We start from the raw sequence: 20,271 nt of genomic DNA on the forward strand, positions 1-20,271 counted from the left end.
CATTCTGCATAGTATGCTCTCGGTCTGGATTATTCTGGGAAATAAAACGATGCCCAGGAAAATGTAATCCGAATGTAAATAATCAACTAACCGTGATGTTACAAAATCTCTGTATCCCTCACGAGCCTTTTAACCCGTTTACATACGTATTCATATCCCTGATAGCACCATTCGTAGAAGCCCTCTTTTATCTAACCTTTAAAACCACAGATTCAAGGGGTGCCAGATTAAGGCTAAGCTTCCCCTCACCTTGTGAAACCTTCAGAGAAACTGTTGCTCCTGGATTGAGGCTATTATTTAAGGGGTATTCGCCGTTGCGAATCCCCATAGCCGCAACCACACCAGGGGGAATTAGCAGCTCAAAAGTCTGCACTTGCTGCGAAGAGAAGTTTGCTACCACTAGCACCCCATGTTGCTCGGTAAAGCGAGCAAAACTATACAGCTGATCGTGGTAGCCAGGGGTGGTTTGATTAGCCATATGTAAATCAGCAAATTCACCTTGCAGGGCAGGCTCATTCGCAGCCAGATTCAGCAAACGGCGATAAAAGTCCCGCAGGGCCATTTCCTCTTTGCTTAGCAAGCCACCGTCAAACTCGCCGTTATTCATCCAGCGCTGATGCGCCGGCACGCCCCAATAATCAAAGATAGTGGTACGGCTGGCTTTACCAAAGCCGGCATCACCGGCTCCCGTTTCCCCTACCTCCTGACCGAAGTAAAGTAAATTGGCGCCTCCGGCCACCAAAGACGAAACCGTCATGGCTGGCATGGCCTTACGCGGATCGCCAGCAAATTGGGGACTGGCAATACGCTGTTCATCATGGTTTTCCAGGAACATCAGCAGGTGCGAATGAATATCCGCCATGTTATTAAACAACGCAGGCAAGATCTTGGTACTGGCTTTACCTTCTACAATAGCGCGCAGCGCATCATAAGTGCCGACCTTGTCATACAGATAATCCATTTTGCCGAGACGGATATAGTCACGGTACTGTTCGGGAATATAGATTTCCGACAGTAACAAGGCATTGGGATTTTCTGCTTTAATGGAGCAATTCAAATAGCTCCAGAATTCCACAGGCACCATTTGCGCCATGTCATAGCGAAAACCGTCAACGCCTCTGGCGGTCCAATATAAGGCAATATCGCGGAACTTATGCCAGGAATCGGGTAGATCTTTATCCTGCCAAAACTGAAGATGCGCCTGGCAACTTTTGTCTGCGTAATCCGCTGGCAGGGTTGGAAAATCATAACTGCCGTCCGGACGCACGCCAAAGTTGATCTTAACGGTTTCATACCAATCATCGCCCGCAGGCTTGGCACTTCGTGCGCCGTTCCCCGTCCATTTGGCTGGCATTTCTTCAAACAGCCCGTCTGCCAGAGGATGCACTTCACCGCCTAAGGGCTGCACGCCATCAGGCACTTCAAAAGCCTGTCCGGATATGTAGTAAAAATTGTTGTGTCTGGCATAAGCCTGGCTGGTGTCATCATCGGCGCCAAAGTCCTTCACGCCAGCAGGCTTGCTGATGGACTCGTATCGTCTGGCCACGTGATTAGGCACAATATCAATCATTACCTTAAGTCCCGCCCCATGGGTGCGGGCAATCAGGGCATCAAACTCAGCCAAACGCTGGCCAGGATCTTCGGCCAGATCAGGATTAACGTTGTAGTAATCTTTAACCGCGTAAGGTGAACCGGCACGTCCTTTTACCACATCAGGGTCATCGGGGCTGATACCAAACGCCTGGTAGTCCGCTACCACGGCATGATGAGGAACCCCGGTATACCAGACGTAATTCGCCCCCAGCGCTTTAATACCTGCCAGGGCCTTGTCGTTAATATCGGCAAACTTACCCACCCCATTTTGTGCAATGGTTCCCCAGGGCTGGTTATTGGTGTTCGTGTTACCAAACAAACGCGTCATCATCTGATAAATCACCGGTCGCGGCTTGGCGCTGAGACGTTCCTCGTTGCTCACCACATCCTCCTTATCCTTGGCAGATTCTGGGGCTGGGCTGCAGCCCATCAACACAGCCACCAGTAGTGGCGATAAATAAGCTTTATACATAGGACTTCCCATTATTGGATATTGAGTTCCAGGGTGGGCAGCGCCCATTCCAACTTAATCTTAAGCGTCTCACCATCGAGCCAGGCACCTTGTTTCAGCGCATCAAACTTACCCTGATTGGCCGCCATTGGTATGACCTCATTGTTAAGCGTTACCGAACGGGGTTGCGAAGACCAGTTGTGGATGTGCAGATACAGGCTGCGCTGCTCTGGCATGCCCTGATACGCATAGGCTTCGCGTTTAAGCTGTAGCGCCAATCTGTTGCCCTGCTGCTGTGCATTGAAGTGCAATAGCTCATACTGTTTTTTACCAACGGCATCGAAGCTTTGCCCGTCATCGTCATACATCAGCCCTTGCCCCTGTGGCACCAATTCATCGGCATAGTAATGGAGTATCAACTCACTACTGTCATAAGCCTGGGTACTGACAGGCGGTGCAATCATGGGAACAAAAGCGCCGCCACGTACCAGCACAGGTAAGGTACGTAAAGACGTAGCCAACTGAATACCTTGCCCGCCCTCAAAACGCTGACCACTGAAATAGTCAAACCACACCCCTTCCGGCAACTCGACCTCCACCTTATTCACTCCGGGTTCCACCACCGGCGTCACCAAAAAGGCATCCCCCCACAAGTAGCTGCTGGTGTTGTTAAATTGGGTCATATCCCCAGATTCCAGGAACAGCGGCCGCATCAACGGCATACCGGTCTGGCTGTTAAGGTAGCTCAGGCTGTAGTTGTAGGGCAGCAGTGCATAACGCAGTTTGATAAAGTCACGCACAATGGCTTTGGTGGTTTCATCGTGAAACACAGGTTCAGGGGCAATATGCTCCTGGGCATGAGGTCGGTAGACCGGCTGAAACACCCCATACTGCAGCCAGCGGGTATAAAGTTCGGCATCAAACTCATCACCACCGGCAAAACCGCCCAAGTCCGAATGGGTATAGGCCAGCCCCTGCAGCCCCATAGACAAGCTAAGTTCCACCTGAGGTTTAAGGCCATCCCAGGCACGGCTCACATCCCCGGTCCAGGGAATCATACCGTAGCGCTGTGAACCAACAAAACCGCTGCGCATCATAATAAAAGGGCGCTCCTCGGGGCGTGCTTGTCGATGACGCTCAAACAGCATCTTGGCCCATTGATGCCCGTAAGCATTGTGAATTTCATCCGCACTGACCTGACGGCCGTCTGCCAGTCTGTGCAAGGTATCGGCCGGATGCACTTCCGGCTCGCCCAGATCGCCCCACCAACCGCTAACACCCTGACCAAGCAACGTGTTATAAGTCTGCCAAAACCAGTCCTGTGCCTTAGGGTCAAACACATCAATAAGGCCAGTATTGCCAAAGTAAAAATCAAAACGTTTGGGCTGCCCGGCCAGATTTTCTGCCAGTGCACCAGCATCTACCGCTTCTTGCCATTTGTCGGAAGTGGTCAGCACAAAAGGCTCAGTAATAAGGATGGTCTTTACACCATCGGCGGCAAAATCCGCCATCATCTTCTCAGGCTGGGGAAAGGCTTGCCTGTCCCAATCCAGATTACCCATCATGCCTTTGATATCTTTACCAAACCAATATAAGTCCAGCACCACAGCGTCCAGCGGGATATCTTCGGTTCGGAACATCTCCACCACCTGGCGGGTTTGTGCTTCGCTGCGATAGCCAAAACGTGAGGCATAGTTACCCAACGCCCAACGTGGCGGCATAGGCTGACGGCCGGTAACCGCGGTAAAATGTTCAATCAATTGTCCAAAGTCGTTGCCTGTAGTAACTAAATACCCCAGCCTTCCCGCTGCGGCTTCAAATTGCAGGATATCGGTTTCGCTATGACCTAAATCCAACTGCCCGCTGGCAACATTATCAAACGCCAAGATGTATTGATGACTGGACAGCACCATAGGCAAGCTGTAATACATTTGTTTGGACTCAGTGCCATATCCGTAGTGCGCGCGGTTATACAGTGGCAAGCGCTGACCACGTCTGTCCATACCAAGCACCCGCTGCCCGCCACCTAACAGCTTTTCCTGAGCCTGCAGGTTAAAGCGAAAGCCACGCAACGTCTGTTGCAAAAAGGCCCCTTTCTCTTCAGCCAACAGCAATTGTCCATTGCGGAAATAACTGATTTGCAGAGGGGATTTTTGGATCTTCGCGCTCAATTGACCATTTGTCAGGGTTAAGGTGCCACGACCTTCCTGATACTTGGCATTCTCCCTGACTGCCTGTTCGCTAATAGCAAAGGACGGCAACGGTATTTCATTTTTGACCTGATACAGAACTTCAAACGTGCTGCCTTGATAGGCGGTCAATGTCACCAGCCCCTCATCGGTGGTCAGCTTGAGTGTTTGACCATCAAAACTGGCTTGTAGTACCTCTGCGGCCTGAAGGCTGAAGCAAAACAGCCATACTACGCTGCACATTCCCCTGATTGATATCATTGGCATAGGTTTCTGTGTCCCTGCTTAAGGTTAAAACCGTCTTGACGGCTATTAATTAAGTTCGAAAATACTGGCCGTTCTGGCCGGTACACTGATATCAGCCAAGGCTGTCGATTTACCGCTCAACACTTCGGTAGCGGTGCTGAATTCCGTTAAGGTTTCCCGCATCCTTTGCAGGTCCAGTTTGACCGGCTGGTCATTCTTGTTCAGCACCACCATCAGATTCTGCTTTTCACTTAATCGAAAATAATGGTAAGTGCCCTCCAGTGGCGCGTAATGCACAAATCGCCCCTGATGCACCGCGACCGCATTCTTTCGCCAGTTGAGCAACTGACGCATAAAGTTCTGAGCCATCTTGGCATCAGGACTCAGGTGCTCGCCGGTAAAGGCATTTTGTTTATCGGCCGGCCAACCGCCAGGAAAATCAGCACGGATTTCACCATGGTCATCACTATCGGGGTTTGCCAGCAAGATCTCGGTGCCATAGAAAAACTGCGGGATACCGCGCACCGTGGCAAAAAACACCATAGCCATGCGCCACAACTGAGGATCCCCTTGCAACTGTGTGAAGATACGGCTCATATCATGGTTGTCCGGCATCACCACCAAGTCTTGTGGGCGGCCATACAGGTAATCATTCGCTAACGACAAGTAGATTTCCCGCAATCCCGAGTTCCAGTTTTCCTGACTCGTCAGGCCGCTGACAAGCGCCGCCTGCAATGGAAAGTCAAACAGGCTGGGCAACTGCGATTGATAACCATCGTGACGCTGTGTATCACGCTGCCAGTAGGCCACTATGCTGGGATTCAGGGTCCATTCCTCCCCCACCATATTCAGGTTGGGGTATTCGGCCATCAGGCGCGCCGTGTACTGGCTTAAAAACTCAGGTTCGGAATAGGAATAAGTGTCGATACGGATACCGCTAAGTCCGGCGTATTCCACCCACCAGATGCTGTTTTGAATCAGATAAGTGGCAAGCAAGGGATTGCGCTGATTTAAATCCGGCATAGTTTCCACAAACCAGCCATCACTAAAATGGCGCTTATCCCAGTCGGTGGCATAAGGATCGTGCAAGGCTTCTCTGCGGTGCGTGGTGGCCACAAACTGCCCTGAAAAGTTAAGCCAGTCAGAACTTGGCAGATCCTGCATCCACCAATGTTGTGAGCCAATATGATTAAGCACCACGTCGATGATCACACCTATGCCGCGTGCGTTGGCCTGCTGCGCCAGTTGCTGATACAAGGCATTGCTGCCATAGCGCGGGTCGACCCGATAAAAATCTGTGGCAGCATAGCCATGATACGAATAGCTGGGCATCGCATTTTCCAGCACCGGGTTAAGCCATATCTGGGTAAAGCCCATGGCCTGAATATAATCCAGATGGTTGATAATGCCTTGTAAGTCTCCCCCATGACGGCCGCCGGGAGCCGTCCTGTTCAGCTTGTCTTCAAGGGCTGACAAACTGTCATTGTCAGGGTTCCCGTTGGCAAAACGGTCCGGGGTTATCAGATAAATACTGTCTTTAGCAGAGAATCCTGGCCGACCGGCCGAGGCATTATCTCGCGCCAGCAACGGGTATTTATGCACTAGGGCAATGTTGTCCCCTTGTCTGAGCTGAATAGAAACAAGACCTGGCTTGACCTCTTTTGCCAGCTCAAGAGTTAAAAACAGGTAATTAGGGCTGTCTACTCGTTCGGTGTTCACTAATGTAACGCCGGGGTAATGCAAACTGGGCTCGTAGTCACTGACCTGCTCGCCATACAACATGATCTGCAGCCGTTGGGATTGCATACCCACCCACCAATTGGCTGGCTCTACCCGCTGAAGTTGTATATCAGCGAAACTTGGCAGGCTCACTAACAAACAAAACCCTATCAGCCAACGTGTCATACCCCTTTACTCCTTTGTATGTCACCCCGTGATGGAGTGAAATTGTTGTGCCGGATGACATCTCCACATTGGCAGCCAGCAGTTTATGCACAAGCAATAGCAGCAATCATGTTACCCAGCCGCTATTTTTCATGCAGCTTCCTGCATACGTATTCATCCTTAATCTTTGCGATACAGAGTGTTACAGCGCACTATTAGTTAAAAAAGCGCTGGTCCGTTGGCGATAAAAATCCACTAAAGGTTGTGGCAAGTATTCCGCATAAATAGCGGCTGCCTCCGCCAGCAAAGCCCGGTTTGTCAGATAGGGGTTAATCCGTGCGATTTGCTGCGCGCCCCACTCACCTTTGGTACAGCCAAAATACAAATACTGTTCTGCACTTTGTGCCATCAAGGGCAGAAAGTGCAGGTTTTCTTCCAGCTCTCCCTGCTTTTGCATAAAGCCCACTTCGGTGGGATTAACAATGGCAATATCCAAACGCTGTAAAGACACCATATGTAGTAACTTTTCTGCATCATTGGTTTTGGTAAAAGCCATCAATCGCGATTTCATTGCCGTCTGATTTAACAGCGCATCAAGCAACTCGCCATTTGAGCGCCCGGCGATAAGCCCGATACGTAACTTCGGCTCCATTAACAGCGCCCGAGCATTAACCTGCCCGTCGTTATAATGACGCTCAACCAGCGGCGAGTTGGCAGTCGCGTAGACCAGACCATTAGGGAGAAAAGGTAAAACAGGTAATGAGAAATGAATCAGACTTTCGCGTAGTGCATTCTTAACCAAGCCCCCTGCACAGCGCGGTTTACCCTGGCGAATATCGTTAAATCCACGGTTATTGTTTGATACTTCAATAACATGGCGCTGAGGCATTTGCGCAACCAGATGCAAAAGCAAAGTGCCAATTGCGCCCCCGGTTAGGGTGCCGTCTTGCACGACAAATAACGGCGGGGAATCCACAACAAGCCAATGCACGCTGTCCTGCTCATCAGCATAACAGCCAGAGCAAAGGACAAGGGCAAAGCTTGTAAGCCAGGTTCGCATAAGCATCTCCTTTTCCTTTTGCGAACCCGACTTAAGTCTTTAACTTCCTTGTCGCTATCTCCTTGTACAGTTAACCAATCACACTGGCTTTCATATCCAGCGTACAGGCGTCTGCATCCAAGGTCACCTCACCACCTACAGGTAAGATGTGATTGTCCTTAATATGACCAAACTGTGCCCCGACATAGCAAGGAACGCCCAAAGGCTTGAGATAATGTTCCATCACTTCCATCAGGGTGAAACCACCATAACCTTTTTGTGGTTCGCATTCTGTACAGTGACCAAAAACGACACCGGCCACCTGTTCCAACATTCCCGACAACTGCAGGGTAGAAAAATACCTATCTATACGATAGATGGCTTCTCCCACATCTTCCAGCATCAGAATCTTGCCACGCATATCCGGCAGATAGGGTGTTCCTACTAAGCTACAAAAGACGGTTAAATTGCCCCCCACCAGTACACCTGTTGCTTTGCCACCGGTGATGGTGCGGGCACGATTACTGCGCATGGTCAGCGCATCGTTTGCCTCAGCCAGGTTCTGCATCTGACTGGCTTGCGCTTCAAATAACAGTTTTTGTACCTGCTGGGCCTGGAACTGGCCCCAGTACGACATGCCAACCGGCCCGTGAAAAGACACCAAGCCGGTATGCTGGTAAAAACTATTCAGCAAAGCGGTAATATCGCTGTAACCCAACACTACTTTGGGGTTTTCAGCAATAGTGGCAAAATCCAGGTAAGGTAACAGGCGGTTACATCCCCATCCGCCCCGCACGGCAACAATGCCGCTTACCGATTTGTCAGCAAAGGCATCATTGATATCTGCCGCTCTGTCCTTATCTTGCCCAGCCAAGTACCCGTGGCGATCTAACGCATGCTGGCCCGCTTCAACTTTAAGCCCCATGGCTTCAAAGGATTCTTTAGCAATGTCCAGTTCCATAGGATCAAAAATCGCTTTGGCCGGCGCCACCAGACGGATTTTATCCCCGGGCTTCAGAGCTTTGGGCCTCACGCTGGCTCTGGCTGGCGCAGCCTGACTGACGGATGGAATCAGTTGACTGGCGAGCAAACCCGCTGCGGATGCTTTAAAAAAGCCTCTACGATCCATGAAAACACCTCCGATTAATATCATGGGTTCCGCCGCACGGCGGATAATTTAGGACAAAATGGCGGTCAACACTTTGACTTACCTTTGACCTGTCATTAACCTTTTAAAAATAAATTATTACCACAAAATCACATATAAGTAATAAACAATGAAGTCTGTTATTCTGCTTGCGAGCCTTTTTATGTCATTGCCAGTGTCTGCCGAAAACTGGTCCTCCTATCGGGTGGAGGGGCTGGATAAAGCCCAGATCCGCCCTGTGGATATTCAATCCCATCTGCAACAGGTTATTGACAATCCACTGTTTGAGGTCACGCCCATTGGGAGCTCCTATCTTGGTCAGCCGATTCACCGCATAACCATAGGCAAGGGAAGTACCAAATTGATGCTATGGTCACAAATGCATGGTGACGAATCCACAGCCACCTCTGCCTTATTTGATTTAATCAACCGCATGGCCACCGAAGAAGAGTGGCGACAAAGCTGGCAGGACAAACTAACCATTTATATGATTCCCATGCTAAATCCGGATGGTGCAGAGCAGGCCACCCGTACCAATGCGCAGGGCATAGATATCAATCGTGATGCCCGCGCGCTGCAAACCCCGGAAGGACGACTACTGCTTGCCCAAGCGAAGGAACTCAAGCCAGACTTTGGCTTTAACCTGCATGACCAAAATCGCTTTTACAGTGCCGGACACCATAGCAACCCCGCAACCATTTCGCTGCTGGCACCGGCCTTTAACGACAGAAAAAGTATCAGCCCCGCCAGACACCGCGCCATGCAAGTAATTGGCGTGTTGAAACAGGTGGCCGATGAACGCATTCCCGAGCATCTGGGGCGCTATGACGATACCTACGCTCCGCGGGCATTTGGCGATAACCTGGCCGGCATGGGGATCAGTACCATACTAATTGAATCTGGTGCCCACCGGCAGGATCCTAATCGTCAGGTGGCCAGGGAAATGAATCTGATCATGCTCAGCACTGCTATCGACAGCATTCAAAGCGGCAGTTACACCGAGCAAGATTTATCAGCGTATCAGGCGATTCCCTTTAATCGCCGCGGGGTCTTTCAGGATGTGCTGCTTACCGACTTGCAGGTTCAGGAAGGCACCCAAAAATACCGTGTTGACCTGGCGCTTGACCTGAATCTACCGGGTGCTAAGCAGCCAAGAATAAAAGAAGTGGGTGACCTATCCCCCTACCTCGGCTTCTTTGAGTTTGATGCCAATCACTGGCAATACCAGCCGGCCAAAGGCTATGCGGTGACCGAAGCCATGACACTCAATCAAGCCGATTATCTTGCCTTGCTGAATCAGGGTTACGGATATTTTCAATCTTCCGCAGAGCAACTGGACAATCAAAGCGGTTTACCAATAGCAACCAGCTCTACCAGCATGTCAGACTCTCGCCCTCGCGCAGGACATAAAGCGGTGTTTTTCCTACACCACAAGGACGGCAGGAAAATTGCGGTTATTCAAGGTTTATTGATCGATCTCGGCAGTGGCAAGGTGCTGAACAGTTACAGCACCTGAATCGGCTAAAGTAGCGCAAATAAAAAAGGCGGCGTCTCTCGACACCGCCGCCTCTGACAGAGGTTGGGAACCTTAGAAGCTGTAGCGAGCGCCCAGCATAAAGATCATGGGGTCAATGTTGACTTTAGCAGATTGCACATTGGCACCATTGATACGTACTTCGGCATCGGTATCAATATCGGCCCACGCAACCATAGCGTGCACACCCCAATTGTCATTTAAACGGTAATTAAAACCAGCCTGTACCGCCACACCGACAGAGTCATCCAGATGCAAACTCACTTTGTCACCTTCTGACGCTGCACCGGTCGCAACCAGCACATCGGTTAAAGCCGGGCTGACTTTCTCTGAGAAAAACAGCGTGTAGTTCAAACCCAGTCCAACGAAGGGACGGAATGCCTGCTGCTTATCCATAAAATGGTATTGCACCAGGAAAGTCGGTGGCAGGTGCTTTGTTTCACCGACATCCAAACCATCTACAGCGCCAACGGAGCTGTCCAGGCTGATATCATGAGAAAATGGTGTGGCAGCGATCAGCTCCAGGGTCCAGTTGTCATTCAGATCGTAGTCGAACGTCAGGCCCAACTGCGTATTGCTATCGACATCCAGTTTGCTGGAGTTTTGTGGCAAACCAGCCACTGTCTCAACAACATTCAGGTAAGTACTGTCGGCGTTAGGGTTAACGTTAATGGCGCCAACGTTGACATGAAAATTGGCCAGCGCAGCTGGGGCGAATAAAGTGGCAACCAAAGCAGAAGTGGTGAACAGAGATTTCATTTGTTCTCTCCAAAGTGTTGTGTGTCTGGAGAGGATTGTCTGCTCCTATTGATCTAAAAAAGCTGATTAAGATCAAGTTTTCACATGCTGTCTTAGCTGGGCATAGGGGCAAACAGCACAACCATGATCCAGGTCAACAAAAGGTGCTGCTTGATGCACAATAACTGTTGATAAATTCATCATGGGCAGGGAGACGTTGCACTGTGCCGGCAAAAATAGTTCTCAGACTGTCCAGCAGTTCATTGAGCTGCGCTTCGGATAATGCATCCGCCATCGGATGATATGCCTCAGGCTGAATCCCCTGCCCTAGCATGACCTGTTGCCAGGCAACCTCGGTAAATAACTCGTCCTGTTCTCTGAACACCTTGCCGGTCTTGGCAAAAAGCGCCAGCTTTTGGCTTAAACTTTCGGGGATGGGCATATCCCGGCACCGCTGCCAAAACGGCTCTTCCCGTCGATTAAGAGCATAGTGCAGAATGATGAAGTCCCGGATTTGTTCAAACTCAGTTTGTGACTGGCGATTAAATTCATCAATTTCTTGCTGCACCCAACCTTGTCTGGGAAACAACTTAAGCAACCTGACAATACCGCTTTGCACCAAATGTAAACTGGTCGATTCCAAAGGTTCTAGAAAACCACTGGCCAGCCCCAGTGCCACACAATTCTTGTGCCACTGCTGCTTGCGTCTGCCTGTAGTAAAGTGAATCAGGCGAGGCTCAGCCAAAGCCGGGGCATCTAACTGCTCCATCAACAGGACAGAAGCTTGCTCCTCTGTTAAATACTCACTGCAGTAAACAAGTCCGTTGCCGGTTCTATGCTGAAGCGGAATGCGCCAGCGCCAACCGGCTCGATGCGCAGTGGAGCGGGTATAAGGTTGTAACGGTGCAATGCGCTCACTTGGAACCGCCATGGCACGATCGCAAGGTAACCAATGACGCCAGTCTTCAAACTCAACCTTTAATGCACTGCCCAGCAATAAGGAGCGAAAGCCAGAGCAATCAATATACAGGTCAGCCTCTACTTGCTCACCACTGCGAAGCCGCAGGCTTTCTATGGCACCGTCGACCTGCCTGAGATTAACCTGTTCAATCAGGCCTTCAACACGTTTCACTCCCCAGCCCCGGCTGAGTTTACTCAGATATTTGGCGTACAAACCGGCATCAAAATGATAGGCGTGCACCAGTCCGGGTAACTTAGTATTAGGGATACTGCTAAGCGGTTGAAACTTGTTCGCCTTCGCCGCCTGATAATTAAGGGAAAAGTCCCACAGACTGTCGTTTCGACCATGGGCAACAGCACGTAACCAACTGTGATGAAAAGGCGACAAGCCCATCTCTTTGCCCAGGCCACCGAACGCATGCATATAGCAATGCCCCTGCTCGAGCCAATTCTCAAACTCAATACCTAGCTTGAATGTCCCGCCGGTTTCACGCAGAAAATCCGTTTCACTGATACCTAATACGCGGTTGAAGTGTTGAATAGGTGGAATGGTTGCCTCACCCACTCCCACAGTAGCAATGTCATCGGACTCAACCAGTGTAATGTCCAGTTGTCGTCCCATCATACGCGACAACATGGCTGCCGCCATCCACCCCGCTGAGCCACCTCCCACTATCACTACACGCATCCTGTCATCCTTCTTGCTTAAATCCAGTGATCTTTTTTAACGCCATTATGCAAAGCCTAACAGAAAAAAAGACACCCCTGTCGAGCGCTCGCACAGGGGTGTCTTCACTATTCCTAAAAGGGCTTAGAACTTATAGTTCAAACCAAACATAAAGTTGCGTCCGAACACCTGAGCATCCCTGACATCCAAACCATTGCCATCGGCCGTATGCGCAGTAACAAAAGCTTCGTCGGTCAGGTTTTGACCTTGTAGGGTCAGCGTCAGGCCATACAGAGCGTCAATACCAGACTCAGAGAAGTCATAACTGATTTGCGCATCAACCAGGTCGCTACCTAGCACCTGTACTGGCACCTTAGACAAACTCAAACCTGATACTTCTCCCAGGAAATCACTACGACTACGCCAGCTTACCCGGAACTCAAAACCGGCATTTTCATAGTAAACCGTGGCGTTATACACCTCATCAGACAGACCCGGAACGGTGATATTGAACTCACGCTGCTCCACGCCACCACTGGTATCTGTGGGAACATCCAGCATAAAATCGATGGAACTGTCTAGGAACGTGGCGGAGAAAATCCCCCCAAAGCCTTCCAGCGCGTCAGAGAACATACCGCCTGACAAGGACAGGGTAAACTCGGCCCCCTGGATATCGCCATCACCCAAGTTCTGCCAGGACGTCATGACGCCTAATGGCGCAACTGGCTCACCACTGGGAGGAGTCAGGTCTGAGGTATCGACCAAGCTCGGGACTTCTAACTGCCAGTCTTTGAGCGATTTATAGAATACCGCCGCAGCGAAATACCCTTCCTCATGGAAGTAATTTTCATAGGTCAGATCCAACTGATCGGCCATCACAGGACGAAGCTCTGGGTTCGCAATATAGCCTGACCAAACACCAACAGTTTCATTCCAGGATAATTCCCCCGAGCTGGCGTTCATTCTGTCCATCCTGGAGCGCGACATAGTGCGGGCTGCACCGAAACGCACCAGTTGCTGGTCAGCCACATCGAAGATCAGGTTCAGGCTGGGCAACAGCTCGGTAAATTCATCACCACCGAAGGTTGGCTGAACCGAGATAGTGCGATCGGCCAGTCGTCTGCCGCTACCACCAGTAGACTCCTGCTCAGTACGAACCACTTGCAAGCCCACATTACCGCGCACAGGAATATTGCCGATTTCGGTTTCAAGATTCGCCTTAACAAAGGCGGTGTAGACTTTCTCTTTCACTGTCCAGGTTTGTTTGATCCGCTCGGGATCGGAAAGGCGCGAATCATATTCGCTGTAATTACCTTCCTGCCAGAAGCGGAACGCATCGTAGGCAATCATGTCGCCAAAACCAATAAAATCCAGGGATACATTGGGTAAACGATACTCTTCAGGTACCGGCATGCGATAGCCAGGGATCACATTACCATTGGCGTCCAGTGCTTGAGGCAGGGTCAGGAATAATCCCTGATCAAATTTGCTCTTTTCTCTGTCGCTATAGTAAGCACCAAATTCAATACTGCTGACAATGCCATCCTCAAAGACCCGCTCGGCGGCCAGTTTTAAGGTAGTCAGTTCGTCATCCACCTCTGGGGTGTTGATGAAACCATCTTGGTCATCATCACTCTGAAGATCGGTGAGGTTACCCCATCCCCATGACTGAGGGTTACCCAGTTGGATAACATCATGGCTGCCATAATCCAGTTGAGGATCGAATCTAACGCCTTGGTTATTATCCAGCATAGTAAAGCCGATCTGCTCGGGTTGACGGTATGCCGCGCCGCGGCCAGATCCCGCATAGGATTCCAAGGACCAGGTTCTGCGGTCAACTTTTGAATACGCCGCATCGAATTCCAGAGTGAGTAAGTCGGTCACAGCATATTCGGCATTAAAGCCCACAGCAGTCAAATCCGCCTTACGCAGGTTCATATCGTTACGAACAACCACCCCTACCGGCGAGTCCACGCTACCGATAACGCCGGTCTGACTTAAGCCGTTGACTGTGTTGGTCACAGTAATGCCGGCATCTCCCCAGGCAGCTGGTATTTCGGCACCGCGCAGTAACTGCTCGTCTTCAAAATCAATATATAAGGCATCCACATTGACTTTGAGTTTATCGTTAGGGGCCAGCTCCAGCACCGCCATCACGGTATCACGGGTCAATTCGGATGAACGTACAAAAGGTTTAAAACCACCCACGACTCCATCAGGCCAGCCCCAAGTGTTAAAACGCTCTTCATTATTAGGGGACTTCATATGGGCAACGGCCACGGCCAAGCCCACAGTGTCATCATTAAACTGATCAATATAAGAGAAGCTGCCGCGCCAGCCGGTATCTTCCCCATCGGGATTGAGCTTGCCGATATCGTTCTTTTCACCACGCAGTGTAAAGGACATGCTCTGTTCGCCGAAGCTAAGCGGCTTTACGGTGCGCATATCAATAGTACCGCCGATCCCTTGTGTCATCAGAGTGGCATCAGGGGTTTTGTAAACCATGACTTCGTTCATGATTTCAGAGGGATAGACATCAAACTCCACCCCACGGTTATCACCCAGCGAAACCTGTTCTCGGCCATTAAAGGTAGCGGCACTGAAATTTTCGCCCAATCCCCGGATGGAAATAGAGCTTGCTCGTCCATCCAGGCGCTGCGCTGCTAATCCCGGCAATCTGGCAATAGACTCAGCAATACTGGAGTCTGGCAGTTTACCGATATCCTCAGCGGTAATGACTTCCACCAGCGAGGTGTTATCCATCTTTAACGCCTGAGAACGTTGCAAGCTGGCACGGATGCCAGACACTTTGATGACTTCAACGTTTTCGTCCTCACTTTGTGAGGCATCCGCCTGTTGTGCTGTCACTGGCAATGACATCAATGTCAAACCTGCGGATAGTAAAGCCGTAGTGATGAGATTGGGTTTAAATGTTTTCATGCCTGGAGTCCTGAGTTGTTGTGTACTTTTAACCGGCCCTTTAACAAGGACCAACTTTCACAAACGACTGCAAAAGTGTGTCAAAAATGTTGCAAAGGATAGTATCGCTGGCGGTTTAATCGACACAACCACCTGCATACGTATTCATAACCTCATGCAAAACATTTCGTTAACATTCCCTGGTTGACATCAGTATTTACGCGGGATGAAGAACAGAAAAGACTTTTGATAACTCTAGTACAGCAAACAAAATGTTTACAAATAACACGCTCTCCGGGCCCTGAAAACCAGCCTGAAAGCTTTCAGACCATATAAGTGCCAAGGGTTTTGACGGGAAGCAGTGGCAAGCCTATTCAGCATACTGGGGCCAAATGACATATCGCTGCAAAAAATACGAGAGTACAAGACTCCCCACTTAGCAGCAAGGAATGCCAACCTAGGGGGGATTAGCGTTAGAGTCTGATTTTTCAGCAGTTTATGAACTCTTAATACAAGGCAGACTGAACGGAGTTATTCTACATAAGTGAATAATAACGCCGTAGAAAGTGGCCACAAGCACTGCCCGAAGGGTCAACCCAGTCCCTTCTGCTCGGCATCGTGACCAGAAGGGCTGGATTTGAACAACATCTCTACTTGAAACAAAAGCCCCTAGTGGGGTTTCGCAATCATTACCGCCCCCCAATAGGCAGGGAGTGTGATTTGCAACTGATCTCCTTGTTGCTTAGTTGGCAGGTTACTGACCAGTTCCAGCCAATGTTGTCTGTCACTATTCTCCAGTAAAATCTGCTGGGACTGCGACCCGCGATTGAGCACAATCCATACTCGCTGTCCCTGATATTGTCGCTCATAACCATACAAACCCCGCTCGTCATCCACCAATATGGTTTGAAAATCCCCCTGCCGAAGGGCGACATATTGGTTACGAATATCAATAAGCTTGCGATAATGAGCTAGCAAGTCCTGGTTAACTGCAACCTTGTCGGCTGAACGTTTACTTCCATCCGGGTTAGTAACTTCATTTTCATAACGAATATCCGGCCAAATCATGGGCTTGCGGTCATCAGGGTCATTGGCCCCCCACATTCCCACTTCATCACCGTAGTACACCATGGGTGCCCCCACATAAGTCATTTGCAGTATCACAAATAGCTTCTGAAGTTGCAGCTCCTCTGCATTGGGCTTACGTACCTGATAGTCTGGATTGTTACCCACCTGCGAAAGATTGAAATACTTACCCCAGTCACGGAAGTTACCTATCCCCCGATTCACAATGTGAGAACCAATACGATTCGAATCATGACTGCCAAACAAGTTCTGCGTAACATACGCCACGCCTTTAGGGTAAAGTTCGCGCATCTCTTTGAGTTTGCTATCAAACTCACTGGCACTAATGGCCATGTGAGGCGGGTTGAATAAAAACTCTGCCGCCGTAAAGGCAAAGTTGTAATTCATCTCACCATCGAATTCGTCCCCTTGCAGATAGGGCTTAACCTTGTCCGGATGGTCAACAATTTCTGCGGTAAGGTATGCCTCAGGATTCAGGCGTTTTACGTGGGCACGCCAATCTTTCCAAAAACCATGACCAACACAAAAGGCCACATCCAGGCGCCAACCATCAATGCCTTGGGAAAAGCCAGAGCCTTGCGGTTTCATCCAGCGCTCGGTGGCAGCAAAAATATAGGCCTTGGGTCCAGGTGCCAGGTCCTCGTCGGTTTCACGAAACTCAGGCAAAGACTTCACACCAAACCAGCCTAAATAGTCGAATTCAGTGCCCTTTTTGGGGTCATCCCAGGACACCACATTGAACCAGTCTTTATAGGGGGATTCCTGCTGATTCTTTTTCAAATCCACAAAAGCAAAGCTGTTAATCCCCATATGGTTGAATACACCATCAAAGATAATACGTATACCACGCTGGTGAGCTTGCTCAATCAGTTTAAGTGCCAGCTTGTCAGCCTTAGTCCATACCCAGGTGCTGGGATCCCAGGCTTGCTCTGTCGCCATTAAAGCCCGATCGCCTTCAGGATCCGGACCGAAGTTAGGATCAATATGGTGATAACTGGCGCCATCGTATTTATGCAGCGAAGGCGCATCAAATACCGGGTTGAGGTAAATAGCACTGATGCCCAATTCTTTTAAATAATCCAGCTTATCTATCACTCCTTGCAGATCACCGCCGTAGCGGCGGCGAAGCATATGCATCCACAAGGCCTTTTCACCATTTTCCAGCTCATAAGGCTGTAACTTATACCAGTCACTGCCCCAGGGATGAATATTCCAGGCCTTAGGTGGCGCTGCCGGGTCGGCCCCGACAATATCACTGACTTTAGGATTATTGCTGGGATCGCCATCACGAAAACGCTCAGGAAAAATCTGATACCACACCACATCCTTAGCCCAGGCTGGCACAAACTCTCCGCTGTTATTCAGCGCAATAGGCCCCCTTGGGGTGGCATCTGAATTTTGCGGGCACTGCGCCTGGACTGAGCCATTGGCAGCAAAGCAGGTTAGCAAGGCAAATAGTTGACACTTATTCATGGGTAATAACACTGTCCTTATAAGAAAAGGGGGCCAGTTGTGGTAACACAGCCCCCCTATCGTCTGTTATTGAAAGGTATGTTCAGGTAGGTCTACAACACCAGAGGCAGACGCTGACGAACTGGCCGTGCGGTTAGCACCGGACTCCCAGGTTACGTTGCCAGCACTATCCTTAATGATGTATTTAAACTCGACATTAGTTCCTTTAGGTACGCTAACAGGCAAAAACCATTTCCACCATTCACTGGGGTTCGGGTTATGAAAGGCATCCAATGCCTTGGCTGGATCCCAACTACCCAGTTCAGGGATATTCCCGACCACATATAACTGCTCACCGGGCTGAGTATAGGCAACCACATGGAAGATCATCTGATTCTGATCATCGGACAATACTTCAAATGCGAAGGTATTGCTGGTGACACCACCTTTCACCACAGTCACAGAGCGAGGACCTGCCGACACCGCCGGGATAGTCACAGTAGCACTGTGATAATCATTGGCCACTACTGTGGCACTAGTGGTGTCAAACTTCACCTGCAAAGCACCATCCAACCCCGTGCCAAAAATCTTAATCTGATTACCCGCGCGTCCAACCGTAGACTGCATATCACCAATTTTAGGCGCACTGCCTAAACTCGGATCATAACTCCATACGTTGACCTCTTGCTGGCCAAGATGAAATGACGCCAGTTGTCCGCCACTGACATTCACACTGCTTCCTCCCAACTCACCGGTCAGCACATCACTATAGCCGCCTGTCGCCATTGAGGTAGAAAGCGCTGGCACGGTGTAACTGTTATAGGGACTACGATTGACCGCAATAATTACTTGTTTGTCGTAGAACTTACGGGACATTACCAGCACGTCGGCACTGGAATACAAGATACTGGTTTGACCGTAGGCTAACGCATCATTTTGTTGACGCAATGCCGATAGCTTTTGAATGATTTTGTAAGCCTTGGTGGTTTGACTAAAGCTGGTATCGGTCTGCATAAACACCCGCCCGCCATTTTCACTGCCATCATGACCATTCACATACTGCTCAGTACCGTAATAAATGTTTGGAATCCCTCTGGAGGTTAATGTTAACGCCAGCGCCACATCCAGACTGCGTTGATCACTGTTTACCCTTAAAAAGCGCGGCACATCATGGTTATCAATAAAAGTGACAGTTTGGTTTTCATAGGCGTAGTCGTTGCCGGTGTACTGATAGAAACTGGCCAGATCCTGCATATTCTGAGATCCGTTCCCAATAACATTGGTTAGGGTACGAAAATACTCAAAATCCAGATTATTGATGCCTGTACGGTCTGGGAAAGATTCATACTCCGCGTACTTTGGATCGGGTTTGCCAATGAAAAACTCACCAAAGTGTGTCACCGCTCCTCCTGGCGCAGAATCAATAGCGTCTCTGAAGCCTTTGGCGAAAGCCGGATTCATATGCAAGGTAGCGTCATGGCGATAACCGTCTATGCCCTTAGCTTTCCAAAAGGTGGCCGCCTCTTCTAAATAAGCCACAACCTCAGGAAGCTCATGAGTGAAGTCTGCCAATGAACCGAGATCACGATAGCGATAGCCAAAACGGCTGCTGTCAGAGCCTCTATCACCTATTCGGTGAAACCAGCCGGGGTTAGTTGTGCCGTTAGGATCAGCAATCAGATTGTCGCTACTGCCGTCGCTATTTAAATCAACCGGGTTGCCATTCCCATCAAACACAAAATCGCCGTTACCGTCACGATCAGGCTCGAACAGCTTACCGTTTTCAGCCGCAAAGCTATTGGTGGGATTTTGCCAGCGACTACTGTGGTTGGATACAAAGTCGATAACAACCTTAATGCCTTCATTATGTAACGCATTCACCATGTCGGTGAAATCCTTCATATCACCAAAGTGTGCATTGGTACGATAGTAGTTGCTGACATGGTAGCCGTGGTAACTGGACCACACCATTTGGCCGCCGCCAGCCTGATAATCTATGATGGGTTCGTCGCGATTCGCATAAGGTGCAGAAATCCACACTGCCGTTACCCCCATATTTTTCAAATAGGGGATCTTATCGATGATACCTTGAAAATCACCGCCCTGATAAAGCTTAAGATCACTGCCGGTACCATCAAAAATCTGTGACGGTGAGCCGGCAGGAATATTATTGGTACTGTCTCCGTCGTAGAATCTGTCAGTTAAAATCTGATAAACGACGTCTTTGCCGGTAACAGGTCCAATGGCTTGTTGAGCCAAGGCCAGTGAAGAGAAGCAGGTTAGTGCCAGTAAACTGAGTTTGATGGGGATACTACGGTATTTGAAATGACGGAACTCCATGCTATGCCTCCTAGTCGTGATTAAAT

The 20,271-nt window shown here is 49.8% G+C and carries 11 protein-coding genes; 1 reads left to right on the forward strand and 10 read right to left on the reverse strand.

Annotation, left to right across the window (positions count from 1 at the left end):
* Positions 1–187: 187 nt before the first annotated feature.
* From IEX02_RS01205 to IEX02_RS01225, 5 genes are all read right to left on the reverse strand, one after another.
* Positions 188–2,065: an alpha-amylase family glycosyl hydrolase gene (locus IEX02_RS01205; protein ID WP_188689078.1), complete on the reverse strand. Its 1,878-nt coding sequence runs from the start codon at positions 2,063–2,065 to the stop codon at positions 188–190.
* 11 nt (positions 2,066–2,076) lie between these two features.
* Positions 2,077–4,500, reverse strand: coding sequence for a glycoside hydrolase family 31 protein (locus IEX02_RS01210; RefSeq protein WP_188689080.1), 2,424 nt, complete (start codon positions 4,498–4,500; stop codon positions 2,077–2,079).
* A 45-nt stretch (positions 4,501–4,545) separates the two neighbouring features.
* Positions 4,546–6,384, reverse strand: a complete 1,839-nt coding sequence (locus IEX02_RS01215; protein ID WP_188689083.1) for a glycoside hydrolase family 13 protein — start codon at positions 6,382–6,384, stop codon at positions 4,546–4,548.
* Between the two features lie 181 nt (positions 6,385–6,565).
* Positions 6,566–7,423, reverse strand: coding sequence for a hypothetical protein (locus IEX02_RS01220; protein ID WP_188689086.1), 858 nt, complete (start codon positions 7,421–7,423; stop codon positions 6,566–6,568).
* A gap of 70 nt (positions 7,424–7,493) precedes the next feature.
* Positions 7,494–8,531: a S66 peptidase family protein gene (locus IEX02_RS01225; RefSeq protein WP_188689087.1), complete on the reverse strand. Its 1,038-nt coding sequence runs from the start codon at positions 8,529–8,531 to the stop codon at positions 7,494–7,496.
* 148 nt (positions 8,532–8,679) lie between these two features.
* On the opposite strand from IEX02_RS01225, the gene IEX02_RS01230 reads away from it, so the two are divergent.
* Positions 8,680–10,065 (forward strand): M14 family metallopeptidase, encoded by a 1,386-nt coding sequence (locus tag IEX02_RS01230; RefSeq protein WP_188689090.1) that lies wholly within the window; start codon positions 8,680–8,682, stop codon positions 10,063–10,065.
* A gap of 72 nt (positions 10,066–10,137) precedes the next feature.
* Here the strand turns inward: IEX02_RS01230 and IEX02_RS01235 are convergent, their stop codons facing one another.
* The 5 genes from IEX02_RS01235 to IEX02_RS01255 form a co-directional block, all read right to left on the reverse strand.
* Entirely contained in the window at positions 10,138–10,842 is a 705-nt protein-coding gene (locus IEX02_RS01235) for an OmpW/AlkL family protein (RefSeq protein WP_188689092.1), read from the reverse strand.
* 133 nt (positions 10,843–10,975) lie between these two features.
* The gene (locus tag IEX02_RS01240) at positions 10,976–12,469 is read right to left on the reverse strand and encodes a tryptophan halogenase family protein (RefSeq protein ID WP_188689096.1); all 1,494 of its coding nucleotides are present in this window, start codon (positions 12,467–12,469) and stop codon (positions 10,976–10,978) included.
* A gap of 123 nt (positions 12,470–12,592) precedes the next feature.
* Positions 12,593–15,388, reverse strand: a complete 2,796-nt coding sequence (locus IEX02_RS01245; RefSeq protein ID WP_188689099.1) for a TonB-dependent receptor — start codon at positions 15,386–15,388, stop codon at positions 12,593–12,595.
* A gap of 648 nt (positions 15,389–16,036) precedes the next feature.
* On the reverse strand, positions 16,037–17,926 hold the full coding sequence (locus tag IEX02_RS01250) for a glycoside hydrolase family 13 protein (protein WP_188689101.1): 1,890 nt from the start codon (positions 17,924–17,926) through the stop codon (positions 16,037–16,039).
* Positions 17,927–17,992: 66 nt separating this feature from the next.
* A complete protein-coding gene (locus tag IEX02_RS01255) occupies positions 17,993–20,245 on the reverse strand; it encodes an alpha-amylase family glycosyl hydrolase (RefSeq protein WP_188689104.1) in 2,253 nt (750 codons plus the stop codon).
* Between the last annotated feature and the right edge of the window lie 26 nt (positions 20,246–20,271).

Source organism: Bowmanella pacifica, assembly GCF_014645355.1.
Lineage (GTDB): Bacteria > Pseudomonadota > Gammaproteobacteria > Enterobacterales > Alteromonadaceae > Bowmanella > Bowmanella pacifica.